Source organism: Solirubrobacter deserti, from assembly GCF_027587175.1.
Lineage (GTDB): Bacteria > Actinomycetota > Thermoleophilia > Solirubrobacterales > Solirubrobacteraceae > Solirubrobacter > Solirubrobacter deserti.
This window is the reverse complement of the sequence record NZ_JAPCID010000016.1, coordinates 57114-69269: the sequence shown is the minus strand read 5'-3', so window position 1 is coordinate 69269 and position 12156 is coordinate 57114. Positions and strand designations below refer to the sequence as shown.

11 protein-coding genes are annotated in these 12156 nt (G+C 73.4%); 9 read left to right on the top strand and 2 right to left on the bottom strand.

The annotated features are described in order from the left end of the window. Position 1: 1 nt before the first annotated feature. From zwf to OJ962_RS13310, 8 genes are read left to right on the top strand one after another with little or no spacing between them, the layout of a single operon-like run. Complete coding sequence (gene zwf, locus OJ962_RS13345) at positions 2–1546, top strand: glucose-6-phosphate dehydrogenase (RefSeq protein WP_202958498.1); 1545 nt, start codon at positions 2–4, stop codon at positions 1544–1546. Beyond that, positions 1546–2595, top strand: a complete 1050-nt coding sequence (locus OJ962_RS13340; RefSeq protein WP_202958497.1) for a glucose-6-phosphate dehydrogenase assembly protein OpcA — start codon at positions 1546–1548, stop codon at positions 2593–2595. The genes zwf and OJ962_RS13340 overlap by 1 nt, the downstream gene beginning before the upstream one ends. Beyond that, positions 2595–3281: a 6-phosphogluconolactonase gene (gene pgl / locus OJ962_RS13335; RefSeq protein WP_202958496.1), complete on the top strand. Its 687-nt coding sequence runs from the start codon at positions 2595–2597 to the stop codon at positions 3279–3281. Before OJ962_RS13340 ends, pgl begins: the two co-directional genes overlap by 1 nt. Next, positions 3278–4279, top strand: coding sequence for an ROK family protein (locus OJ962_RS13330; protein ID WP_202958495.1), 1002 nt, complete (start codon positions 3278–3280; stop codon positions 4277–4279). Before pgl ends, OJ962_RS13330 begins: the two co-directional genes overlap by 4 nt. A 1-nt stretch (position 4280) precedes the next feature. Continuing rightward, positions 4281–4742 carry a ribose 5-phosphate isomerase B gene (gene rpiB / locus OJ962_RS13325; RefSeq protein WP_202958494.1) on the top strand — a complete coding sequence of 154 codons (462 nt, stop codon included), beginning with the start codon at positions 4281–4283 and terminating at the stop codon, positions 4740–4742. An 11-nt stretch (positions 4743–4753) separates the two neighbouring features. Beyond that, on the top strand, positions 4754–4924 hold the full coding sequence (locus OJ962_RS13320; protein WP_202958493.1) for a DUF1059 domain-containing protein: 171 nt from the start codon (positions 4754–4756) through the stop codon (positions 4922–4924). Continuing rightward, entirely contained in the window at positions 4921–5535 is a 615-nt protein-coding gene (locus OJ962_RS13315; protein ID WP_202958492.1) for a GNAT family N-acetyltransferase, read from the top strand. The genes OJ962_RS13320 and OJ962_RS13315 overlap by 4 nt, the downstream gene beginning before the upstream one ends. 60 nt (positions 5536–5595) lie before the next feature. Next, positions 5596–8955: a PQQ-dependent sugar dehydrogenase gene (locus OJ962_RS13310; RefSeq protein ID WP_270006392.1), complete on the top strand. Its 3360-nt coding sequence runs from the start codon at positions 5596–5598 to the stop codon at positions 8953–8955. On the opposite strand, the gene OJ962_RS13305 is transcribed toward OJ962_RS13310, so the two are convergent. Further along, positions 8909–9868 carry a DMT family transporter gene (locus OJ962_RS13305; RefSeq protein ID WP_238932665.1) on the bottom strand — a complete coding sequence of 320 codons (960 nt, stop codon included), beginning with the start codon at positions 9866–9868 and terminating at the stop codon, positions 8909–8911. The genes OJ962_RS13310 and OJ962_RS13305 overlap by 47 nt on opposite strands. On the opposite strand from OJ962_RS13305, the gene OJ962_RS13300 reads away from it, so the two are divergent. Further along, positions 9867–11219 (top strand): aminotransferase-like domain-containing protein, encoded by a 1353-nt coding sequence (locus OJ962_RS13300; RefSeq protein ID WP_202958489.1) that lies wholly within the window; start codon positions 9867–9869, stop codon positions 11217–11219. The genes OJ962_RS13305 and OJ962_RS13300 overlap by 2 nt on opposite strands. Here OJ962_RS13300 and OJ962_RS13295 read toward each other — a convergent pair. After that, entirely contained in the window at positions 11216–12112 is an 897-nt protein-coding gene (locus OJ962_RS13295) for a YihY/virulence factor BrkB family protein (protein ID WP_202958488.1), read from the bottom strand. The genes OJ962_RS13300 and OJ962_RS13295 overlap by 4 nt on opposite strands. Positions 12113–12156: the final 44 nt, after the last annotated feature.

Sequence of the window (12156 nt, the reverse complement as noted above, 5' to 3'; positions counted from 1 at the left end):
TATGGCGGTGGACGTCAGACCCGACCCGCAGGCCATCGGCGAGAACCCGCTGATCGAGGGTCTCGAGCGCCTGCCCGTGCCGGCGACGACGCTGACGATCTTCGGCGCGACGGGCGACCTCGCCCACCGCAAGCTGCTGCCCGCGCTCTACAACCTCGCCCACGAGGGCGCGCTGCCCGAGCGCTTCAACCTGATCGGCGTCTCGCGCCGCGAGATGCCCGACGACGAGTTCCGCGAGGTGATGCGGGCCGCGATCGAGAAGTACTCGCGCCGCGAGACCGACCCGACGGTGCTCGAAGGGCTGCTCGGCCGCGTCCGCTACGTCGGCTTCGACTTCGCCGACGTGGAGAGCTACGCGAAGCTGCGCGCGGTCATCGAGGCGCTCGACGAGGAGGGCGGCGGCAAGCTCAACCGCGCGTTCTACCTCTCGACGGCGCCCGAGTTCTTCCCGGTGATCGTCAAGGCGCTGCGCGAGGCCGAGCTCAACTACGACCCCGACGTCGACGTCCGCTGCATCATCGAGAAGCCGTTCGGCACCGACCTCGAGTCGGCGCTGGAGCTCCAGCGCGTCGTCGAGCACGTCTTCCGCGAGCAGCAGGTCTACCGCATCGATCACTACCTGGGCAAGGAGACCGTCCAGAACGTGATGGCGTTCCGGTTCGCGAACTTCATGTTCGAGCCGGTCTGGAACCGCAACTACATCGAGAACATCCAGATCACCGCCGCCGAGGACATCGGCATCGGGACGCGCGCGGGCTACTACGACCAGGCGGGCGCCCTGCGCGACCTCGTCCAGAACCACATGCTCCAGCTGCTCACGCTCGTGTGCATGGAGCCGCCGGCGTCGTTCGAGGCCGACAAGGTGCGCGACGAGAAGGTCAAGGTGCTGCAGTCGATCACGCCGCCGACGGCCGAGGAGGTGCGCCAGTGCACCGTGCGGGCGCAGTACCTCGCGGGGACCGAGGGCGGCGAGGACGTGGGCGGGTACCTCGAGGAAGAGGGCGTGCCCGACGACTCGCGCACGGAGACGTACGCGGCGCTCAAGCTCGAAGTGCACAACTGGCGCTGGGCGGGCGTCCCGATCTACCTGCGCACGGGCAAGCGGCTGACGCGCAAGGTCACCGAGATCGCGGTCCAGCTCAAGCCGGTCCCGCACCTCGCGTTCCAGTCGCACGGGTCGGTCGGCGTCAAGCCCAACCAGCTCGTGCTGACGATGCAGCCCAACGAGGGCGTGTCACTGTCGCTGGGCGCGAAGATCCCGGGCTCGAGCATGCGCATCCGGCCGGTGAACATGGAGTTCCTGTACGGCTCGGCGTTCATGTCGCAGTCGCCGGAGGCCTACGAGCGCCTGATCCTGGACGCGATGCGCGGCGAGGCGACGCTCTTCACCCGCAACGACGAGGTGATCGCCCAGTGGTCGATCATCGACCCGATCCTGCAGGCGTGGGCGGCCGACGACGAGCCGCTGCACACCTATGAGTCGGGCACGGGCGGGCCGGCGGCCGCGGATGAGCTGATCGCTCCCCACCGCTGGAGGGGGCTCTAGTGGAAGACCTGTGGCGCGAGGACGACACGACGCCCGGCCGGATCGAGGCGGCGCTGCGGCGCATGTTCGCCGAGCGCCACAAGGAGGAGCGCGCGTACGTCCCGGCGCGCGTGATGAACATGGTCGTGATCGCCGACCGTGAGTTCCGCGGCGAGATCGAGAACCGGCTGCAGCGGGTCGGGCGCTTCCACCCGTCGCGGTTGGTCTTCGTGCTCGTCGACCCGGGTCGCACGCGCCTGGCGGCGTCGGTGCGCGTCGGCACCGTGGACGCGCAGAAGGCGGGCTCGATCAGCGTGGGCCGCGAGCGCGTGTCGCTGCTCGTCGGCGAAAAGCACCTCAAGAAGCTCGACACGATCGTCGACCCGCTCGTCGTCACCGACCTGGCGACGATGGTGTGGTCGCCGCACGGCTACCCGGAGGCGGTCGACGAGCTGCGGTCGCTGGCGCAGGTGGTGTTGATCGACTCCCAGGACGAGCAGGGCGTCGAGCGCGCGCTGCTGCGCGCCGACAGCCTCACCGACGACACCTACGTGGTGGACCTCGCCTGGCTGCGCTCGACGCCGTGGCGCGAGCGGATCGCGGCCGCGTTCGACTCGCCGCGCCGGCGGCCCGACCTGAAGGCGATCAGCGCCGTGCACGTGCGCCACCGCGAGGACTCGCTCGCGTCCGGGCTGCTGTTCTGCGGCTGGCTCGCGTCCCGGTTGGGGTGGGAGCCGGGCGCGGTGACGCAGGGCCGCGGCCGGTGGACGGGGACCGCGCACACGCGCCGGCAGGACATCAAGCTCACGCTCGAGCCGGTGGAGATGAGCTCGCCCGGGCTCGCGGGCGTGACGATCGAGCTCGCGAGCGGGCAGACGGTGTCGCTCGACCGCGCGCCCGGCGGACTGCGCGCGTCGCGCCGCGAACGCGACGGCGTCGAGCGCGCGTGGACGGTCATGGGGGCCTCGCGCGGCGAGGGCGGGATCCTCGGTGAGGGCGTCCGGCAAGCACTGCTGCGCGATCCCACCTATCGTCCGGCCCTCAAATCGGCCGAAGCAATGGTGGTCTAGTGGAATTCCGAGTGGAGGAGAACCCGGCGGAGGTGGTGGCCGCCCTGTTGGCGGAGGCCGCGTCCGCGGGTGGGGACGTCGTGCTCACGGGCGGGTCCACGCCCAAGCTCGCGTACGAGATCGCGTCGCGCGCGGGAGCGGATTGGAGCAACGCGACCGTCTGGTTCAGCGACGAGCGCTGCGTGCCGCCCGAGAGCGGGCTGTCGAACTTCCGGATGGCGAACGAGGCGCTGCTGGGCCGGCTGGACCGCGGCGTGCGGCCGACCGTCATGCGGATGGAAGGCGAGCTCGGGCCGGATGCGGGCAGCGCCTCGTATGAGGCGTCCGTGCGCGAGCGGATGGGCGCGGACCCGCGCTGGGACCTGCTGCTGCTCGGGCTCGGGCCTGACGCCCATTGCGCCTCGCTGTTCCCCGGCAAGCCGGAGGTGGAGGAGCGCTCGCGGCTCGTCACCGGCGTCGAGCTGGCCGGGATGGAGCCGCAGGTGCCGCGCATCTCGCTGACGCTGCCGGCTTTGAACAGCGCTCGGATGACCGTGTTTCTCGTGACGGGAGCCGACAAGGCGCAGGCGGTTGCGCGCGCCTTTGGTAAGACACCCGACTTCAGCTCGCCCGCGGCGTCCGTGCGCCCGAGCGCGGGGGAGCTGCTCGTCGTACTGGATCCGGCTGCGGCCAAGGAGCTCGAATGAGCGATCAGTTCATCGGTGTGGATGTCGGGGGGACCAAGATCGCGGTCTCCGTGTTGGAGAACGGCGTCCTCTCGGAGTCCGTGGTCACGCCCACCAACCAGGCCTCCCAGGAGGCGCTGGTCGAGCAGATCGCGACCGCCATCGAGGCGGCCGTGACGCCCGGGACGCGCGGGGTCGGCATCGGCATGCCGTCGATCATCGAGTTCAAGACCGGCAAGATCCTCGCGTCGGTCAACATCCCGTTGCACGACATCCCGCTGCGCTCGCTGCTCACCGATCGCCTGGGCGTACCGGTCTACGTCGAGAACGACGCGGGCTGCGCGGCGCTGGCCGAGGCGTTCGACGACGGCCGGATCGTGGTCGACTCGCTCGTGATGTTGACCATCGGCACGGGCGTCGGCGGCGGTTGGGTGCTCAACGGCAAGCTCTACCGCGGCGCCACCACGAGCGCCGCCGAGGTCGGGCACACGATCATCGGCCGCGACGTCGACTTCGGCAACCACGTGCCGGGCGACCCGTTCCCGCAGCGGGGGTCGCTGGAGACGCTGGCTTCCGGGCGGGCGCTGGACCGGCTCGCCGACTACGCCGCGATCCAGTACCCCGACTCCCACCTGGGCAAGGTGACCGCCAAGAAGGGCAACGTCGACGGCCACGACGTCGTCGCGGGTGCTGAAGCGGGTGACGACGCGTGCCTGTGGTGCCTGCGCGTGCTCGGCGAGCGGATCGGCATCGGGATCGCGAACGCCATCAACACGTTCGACCCGCTGGAGGTCGTGCTCGGCGGCGGCGTCTCGCGCGCGGGCGCGCTGCTGCTGGAGCCGGCGCGCGACGCGGCCTTCCGCCACGTCGTGCCGGGCCTGGGCCTGAACACGACGATCCGGATCGCGCGCCACGGGCCGCGCGCCGGCGTGCTGGGCGCGGCGTTGATCGCCGCGCAGGAGTACGCCGAGGACACGGGCCGCAACCTGCAGGGCGCCATCTCGGGGGAGGGCGGCTGAGTTGAAGATCGCATGCGCGTTCGACCACGCGGGGTTCCCGCTCAAGCCCATGGTGCTGGAGGCCGTCGAGGCGGCGGGGCACGAGGTGACCGACCTCGGCACCTGGTCGACCGATCCCGTCGACTACCCCGACACGGCGCGGCTGGCCGCCGAGGCCGTGCGCACCGGCGCCGCCGACCGCGCCGTGCTCGTGTGCGGGTCGGGCGCGGGCGTGGCGGTCGCGGCGTGCAAGTTCCCGGGCGTGCGGGCCGTCGTGGCCCACGACACCTACACCGCGCACCAGTCCGTCGAGCACGACGACTGCAACATCCTGTGCCTCGGCGGCCGCGTGATCGGTCCCGCGCTCGCCGCGGACATCATCAAGGCGTATCTGGCCGCGGGCTTCACCGGGGAGGACCGCCATCAGCGGCGCCTGGCGAAGATCGACGGCATCGAGCGTGAGTTCCTGCGGGACGACATCTAGGGGGATCTGGTTTGCGCACCATCGAGTGCAACATCTGTGGTGAGACGTTGTCGGCGGCTGACGACGAGGAGCTGGCGCGCCAGCTCAAGGATCACCTGACCGAGGAGCACGACGAGACGCCCGACGACGACGAGGTCCACCAGACCGTCGACCGCGAGGCGTACGACGCGATGGATTCTTGACGCCGCACGAGCGCGACCCGCTCGTCGTCCACGGCCCGCGGTTGCAGTTGCGCTACCCGCGGGCCGAGGACGCGGCGCGGCTGTTCGAGCTCGCCTCGGACCCGCAGGTGACGCGCTGGTTCTCGTGGGGGCCGTACACGGAGGTCGCGCAGGCGTCGGCGTGGATCGACGCCCAGCCGGCCAGGCGCGAGGCGGGCGAGATCATGGACTTCCTCGTCGTGGGGGAGCAAGGCGCGCTGGGCGTGACCGGGTTGACGGAGATCGCGCGGCGTGACCGGCGGGCGACGGTCGGGTCCTGGCTCGGGCAGCCGTACTGGGGGTCGGGCGTGAACTTCGAGGCAAAGGCCATGGTGGCCGCGCTGGCGTTCCAGCGGCTCGGGATGGAGCGGCTGACGGCGTGGGCGAACACGCGCAACGGGCGCTCGCAGCGGGCGCTGGAGCGCGTCGGGTTCCGGCGCGAGGGCGTGCTGCGCGCGTGGCACCGGCACGGTGAAGAGATGCACGACGTGGTCGTGTTCGCACTGGTGCGCGGCGTCTGGGAGCGCAGCGCGCTGGCCGAGGTGCCCGTGCGCATCGAGGGCACGCCGCCGCCCGCGTTCATCGTGAGCTGAGGCCCAGTCACTGGACGAATGTTCCCTGCGCGGTGAGCGCCTTGAGGTACGTTCCAGGCGATGCGGTGGCCGCTCGCTCTCGTGCTGATGTTCGCCGCGCTGGTCGGGCACGCGGGGTCCGCGAGCGCCGTCGATCTGCCCGAGGGGTTCAGGGCGACGACGGTCTGGACCGGCGTCGGCCTTCCGACGGTGATCCGCTTCGCTCCCGACGGCCGCGTCCTGGTGGCGAACAAGCGCGGGGTCATCTACGTCTACGACTCGCTCGAGGACCGGACGCCGACGGAGTTCGCGGACCTCAGCGAGAAGGTGCACGACTACTGGGACCGGGGCCTGCTCGGCATGGCGCTCGACCCCGCGAGCGCCGACGTCTACGTGCTCTACCCGTACGACAAAGCCCCCGACAGCGACCTGCAGCCGCGCTGGGGGGACACGTGCCCGTCACCGCCCGGGCCGACCGAGGACGGCTGCGTCGTCAGCGGCCGGCTCTCGCGGCTGGCGCCGGACGGCTCGGAGACCGTGCTGATCGAGGACTGGTGCCAGCAGTTCCCGAGCCACTCGGTCGGCTGGCTCGAGTTCGGGCCGGACGGGCAGCTGTACGCCTCGGCCGGCGACGGCGCGTCGTTCCTGTGGGGCGACTACGGCCAGAACGGCAACCCGTGCGGCGACCCGCCGGGGAAGGTGCTCGACGCCGCGACCTCGCTCGGCGGCTCCCTGCGCTCACAGTCGTTCCGGCGCATGCCCGGTCTCGACGTCTCGCTCAACGGCTCGATCGTGCGCGTCGACCCGCGGACCGGCGACGCGTCGGCGGACAACCCCGCCGCCGGCGACCCGGACGAGAACCGGCGCCGGATCATCGCGTACGGGCTGCGCAACCCGTTCCGCTTCACGTTCCGGCCGGGTACGCGCGAGCTCTGGGTGGGCGAGGTCGGGGCGGACTTCGTCGAGGAGATCAATCGCGTCGAGGACCGGCCCGAGGTGCCCAACTTCGGCTGGCCGTGCTTCGACGGCGAGCACCGGCACTGGTCCTTCGGCACGCTCGGGAACGCCGCGTGCGAGAGCCTGTACGCGGAGGGCGGAGCCCGCTCGTCGTACTTCCTGTACGACCACGACCAGCCGGTCGTGCCCGGCGACGGCTGCCCCGTGGGGCAGGGGTCGGTCTCCGGCGTGGCCTTCTACACGGGCGCCGCGTTCCCGGCCCGCTACAGCGACGCGTTGTTCTTCAGCGACTACACGCGCGGCTGCATCTGGGTCGCGTACGAGGGCGCCGACGGCCTGCCCGACATGGGCACGCTCGAGCCGTTCGCCACCGGCGCCGAGTTCCCGGTCACGCTGACGCAGGGCCCGGACGGCGCGCTCTACTACGGCGATCTCAAACGCGGGTCGATCGTCCGGATCGAGGCGCACGTCAACCGGCCGACCGCGCGGCTGACGGCGACGCCCACGGAGGGCATCGTGCCGCTGGAGGTGCGGTTCGACGCGTCCGCCTCGAGCGATCCCGAGGGGCGAGCCCTCATCTACGAGTGGGATCTCGACGGCGACGGCGCCTATGACGACTCCACGGAGGCCGCGCCCTCTCGAACGTACACCACGCCGGGCAACGTGACCGCCGGCGTGCGCGTCACCGACGCCACGGGGCAGACGGACACGGCCTCGCAGACGATCACGGTCGGGGCTCCGCCGACGGTCAAGATCACGGCGCCGGACGCGTGGACGGTCGGCGAGGAGGTGCAGTTCTCCGGCGTCGCCTACGACAGCTCTGGGGCGGAGCTCCCGGCCTCGGCGCTGACGTGGTCGCTGGCGATCCGTCACTGCGCGCGCACGGACGCGTCGCAGTGCCACACCCACCCCGTGCAGACGTACACGGACACCGCGTCCGCCGCCTTCGTCGCGCCCGATCACGAGTATCCGTCGCACCTGGAGCTGTCGTTGACCGCGCGGGACGCCGCCGGGCTCACGACGACCAGGGTCGCGCGGCTGGACCCGCGCACGGTCGACCTGACCATGACGAGCGATCCGCCCGGGCTGGCCGTGGTGCTGGGCGACGAGCGGGCGGTGACGCCGTTCACCCGCACGGTGCTCGCGCGGTCGCGGAACTCGGTCGGCGCGGCCGCGTCCCAGGCGCTCGGGGACGGCACGTACACGTTCGCGGGCTGGAGCGACGGCGTCTCGCCGACGGGAACGCTGACCGCTCCCGCGTCGGGTGCGGCGACCTACACCGCGCGCTTCACCCGGCCGCCGCGGAGCAGCCTCGCCGGCGCCGAGGTCGTCGGCGCCCACGTCGCCACCGCCGCGCCCGGGCACGGTGCGATCTACGCGATGACCGCCGCGGCGACGCACACGGCCCACTCGCTGCGGCTCTTCCTCGACGGCGCGAGCACGGCCTCACGGGTGGTACTGGGCCTGTATGCGGACGCGGACGGCCGCCCCGGCACGCTGCTCGCGAGCGGCACGGTCGCCGCGCCGGCCGCGGACGCCTGGAACACCGCGTGGTTGGACGCCGGGGTCCCGATCGAAGCGGCCCGCACCTACTGGCTGGCGGTGCACCACCCGCCGGCGTCGGCGGGCGTGCTGGCGTGGCGGGACCGCGCCGCCGCGGCGGGGCCGGGCGAGGTGGCGGCCGTCGCGCTGCCCGCGCTGCCCGCGTCGTGGTTGCCGCCCGTGAGCGGCACGGACGGTCACGTGTCCGGCGGGGTGTGGGCCGACCGCGAGCCGGAGCCGGAGCCCGAGCCGACGCCGGAACCCGAGCCCCAGCCGACCCCCGAGCCCGAGCCCGAGACGACGCCGGAGCCCGAGCTGACGCCCACCCCGACGCCCGAGCCGTGCGCGCCGCCGGCCGTGCGCTCGGCGTCCGGCGAGTGCACGGGCGTCGCTCCGTGCGCCGCGCCGTGCGGCGCACCGCCGGGTATCGTCGCGCCGCCCGATCTCGGCGGGTTCCCCGCGGAGCCGCGGCTGCTGGGCGCGTGGGGCTTCGACGACCGGGCCGGGCGCGACTGCGTGGCCGGACGCCACGGCAAGGCGTTCCGCATGGATCGACGCCACCACCTCAGCATGCGCCCGCCGCAGCTCACCGCGCTCACGCTCGAGGCGTGGGTCTACGTCACGCGCGCCGGCTGGATCGCGCGCCGCGGCAGCGCCTTCGGGCTCTCCAGCACCGGCGTCCACGTCGGGGCGCGCAGTGCCCGCGCCTCGGTGCCCAAGCGCCGCTGGACGCACGTCGCCATGACCTACGACGGCGCGTCCCTTCGCGTCTACCGCAACGGCCGGCTCGCCGGCAGCACACGCCACACCGGCGGCATCCCGCGCGCCGGCCAGGCCCGGCGCCTCGGGGGGTCCACCGGGCGGCCCGACGACGCCCGCCTCTACGACGGCGCGCTCACGGCTGCGCGGGTCGCTCGCGACCTGCGAGCCGCCGTGCGCTGACGGGCGCCCGACCCTCCTGCGCCGACGCCCGCGTGCGCTGGGTCGCCAGCACGCAGGCGACGACCGCGAGCGCGGCGACGACCATCGCGGCCGTGACATGCTCGTTGAGCAGCAGCGCGGACCAGATCAGCGTGAGCACGGGCTGGACGAGCTGGGTCTGGCCGATCTTGGCCACGCCGCCGAGTGCGAGGCCGCGGTACCAGGCGAAGAAGCCGAGGAACATGCTCACGGCGCTGACGTAGGCGAAGCCGAGCCAGGCCTCCGCATCGGCGTGGATCGGCTCGCGGGCCGCGAGCGCGACGGGGACGATCAGGAACGGCGCGGTGACGAGCAGCGCCCAGCTGATCGTCTGCGGGCCGCCGTAGGTGCGCGAGAGCGCGCCGCCCTCCGCGTACCCGAGCCCCGCCGACGCGACCGCGGCGAGCACGAGCAAGTCCGCGGCCGCGATGCCGCTCACGCCCTGGGTGGCGGCGAACGCCAGCACGGCGACGAGGCCGGCGGTGGCGGACAGCCAGAACGCCTTGGACGGGCGCTCGTTCGCGCGCAGGACGGCGAACACGGCGGTCGCGGCGGGGAGCAGGCCGACGACGACGCTCGCGTGCGCGGACTCCAGGTGCTTGAGCGCGAGCGACGTGAACAGCGGGAAGCCGATCACCACGCCCAGGCCGACGATCAGGAAGCGGGGGAGGTCCTTGCGCGCGGGCCGCGGCGCGCGCGTGGCCAGTAGGAACGCGGCGGCGAGCGCGGCGGCGACCAGCGCGCGGCCCAGGCCGACGAACGTCGCGTCCAGATCCTCGACGGCGACGCGCGTCGCCGGCAGGCTGAACGAGAACGCGAGCACGCCCACGAACCCCCAGACGACGCCGCGTTGCGTTATCGACGTTGTGCCAGTAGCGTTACTGCCGTTACTCATGCTTGACGATAACGCAGCGGGAGCCGTCATCGCAACCCTCGAGGCCGAAGTGGCCTCGGCGGCGCCGGGCGCGCGGCTGCCGTCGGTGCGCGAGCTGATGGCCCGCCACCGCGCCGGGCCGGCGACGGTGCAGCGCGCGATCAGCGCGCTGGTGGCGCGCGGGCTCGTGGAGGCGCGGCCGGGGCGCGGGACGTTCGTGGCGCCGCGGGGCGAGCCGGTCGTCCCCGACCCGGCGTGGCAGGCGGTGCCGCTGGGCGCGCGCTCGATCGACGCCGACGCGCTGGAGACGCTGCTGCGCCCGCCGCCCGCCGGCGCGCTCGTGCTGTCCTCGGGCTACCTGCCGACCGAGCTGCAGCCGACGGCGCTGCTCGGCGGTGCACTGGCGCGCGCGGCGCGCCGCCCGGGCGCGTGGGACCGCCTGCCGCTGGCGGGCCTGACGGGCTTGCGCGCGCACTTCGCGGCCGAGGTCGGTGCGAGCAGCGGCGACGTGCTGATCACGCCGGGCGGCCAGGCCGCGCTGGCGGCGTGCTTCCGCGGCCTGGCCGCGCCGGGAGCGCCGATCGTCGTCGAGTCGCCGACCTACCTCGGCGCGCTGGTCACCGCCCGGGCCCAGGGCCTCGTGCCGGTGCCCGTGCCCGCCGACCGCGACGGCGTCCGCCCGGATCTCCTCGCCGACGCGCTCGCCTCGTCCGGCGCCCGCGTCGTGTACCTGCAACCGGTGTTCGCGAACCCGCACGGCGCGACACTGGCCGCCGAGCGTCGCGCCGACGTGTTGGCCGCCGTGCGCGCCGCGGGCGCCTTCATCATCGAGGACGACGCGTTCCGCGACTTCGCGCTCCAGCAAGACGCGCCGAGCCCCCTGTTCAAAGATGACGTGGACGGGCATGTCGTGCACATCCGCTCGCTCACGAAGGCGTCGGCGCCCGGCATGCGGATCGCGGCCGTCACCGCGCGCGGACCGGCGGCGGCGCGACTTCGGGCGGCGCGGATCGTCGAGGACCTGTTCGTCACCGGGCCGCTGCAGGAGGCGGCGCTGGAGTTGGTCGGTGCGCCGGCGTGGCGGGCGCACCTGCGCAGGCTGCGCAAAGTCCTGCGCGAGCGGCGAGACGCGCTCGCGGCGGCGCTCCCCGTGCCGGTCGACGTGCCGGCGGGCGGGATGAACCTGTGGGTGCCGCTCGAACCCGGCACCGACGACCGCGAGCTGACCGCGCGGGCGGCGGCGAGCGGCGTGATCGTCTCGCCCGGCCGGCCGTTCTTCGCCGCCGAGCCGCCCGGTCCGTTCGTGCGGCTCACGTTCGCCGCGGAGCCGCCGGAGCGGCTCGCCGAGGGCGTGGCCCGGCTGCTGGGCTAGCGGCCTTCCGTGCGGGCCGCTTCGTGCTGCGCGGTCTCCGGGCTGTGTCCGGAGCGGCTGAGCGGGTGCGAGTGGTCGTCGGCGTAGCGGCCCGCGGCGTTGACCTCCGCGCCCAGCAGGAGCGCGGCGCTCGTGAGCCACAGCCAGACGGCGAGGATGATCGCGGTCGCGAACGTGCCGTAGGTGGCGTTGTAGGTGCCGAACGCGGCGACGAACCGGAACAGGCCGATCGAGGCCACCAGCCACACCGCGACCGCGACGCACGCACCCGCGGAGATCCATTTCCACCGCGGGTCGTCGACGGTCGGCGCCGAGTAGTACATCCACGCGAAGCCGGTCATGGCGAGCACGGCGGCGAGCGGCAGGCGCGCGAACCGCCAGGCCGAGGCCGCCGTGTCGCCGAGCCCGAACACCTCCGCCGTCTCCTCGGCCAGGGTGCCGCCGAGGAACACGGCGATGACGGCGCCCACAGCGAGCAGGATGCCGACGCCGGCCGCGAACAGCGCCCAGGCGCGACGGCGGAACGGGTTGCGGTCGTCGCGCGCCTCGACGACCACGTTCAACGCGACCGTCGCGGCGAGATACGCCGAGGAGGCGATGAAGAGCGCGAACACGACGGCGACCGCGAGCGCGGCGGCGGAGGCGCCACGCGCTTCGATGGCGTGGCGCCCGGCGGCGGTGACGGCGCCGACCACGTCGGGATCGGCGCCGCGGTCCACCAGGAACCGGCGCGCGTCGTCGACCGTCCCGGCGGTCCCGAGCAGGCCGAGCAGCGCGACGCCGAGCAGGATCACCTGGAACAGGGCGAGGAGCGCGTGGTAGGTGAGCGCCGCGGCGTGGTGGAACATGTTCTGCTCCCAGAACCGCCGCAACGCCGACCCGAGCACGTGCACGAGTCGCTCTCTACCCAGCGCCCGGAGATACTCGACCTAACCCG

Coding starts and splice junctions, on each gene's coding strand:
- zwf (WP_202958498.1), top strand. CDS start 2: ATGGCGGTGGACGTCAGACCCGACCCGCAGGCCATCGGCGAGAACCCG.
- OJ962_RS13305 (WP_238932665.1), bottom strand. CDS start 9,868: ATGAGTAACGGCAGTAACGCTACTGGCACAACGTCGATAACGCAACGC.
- OJ962_RS13310 (WP_270006392.1), top strand. CDS start 5,596: ATGCGGTGGCCGCTCGCTCTCGTGCTGATGTTCGCCGCGCTGGTCGGG.
- OJ962_RS13300 (WP_202958489.1), top strand. CDS start 9,867: ATGCTTGACGATAACGCAGCGGGAGCCGTCATCGCAACCCTCGAGGCC.
- OJ962_RS13330 (WP_202958495.1), top strand. CDS start 3,278: ATGAGCGATCAGTTCATCGGTGTGGATGTCGGGGGGACCAAGATCGCG.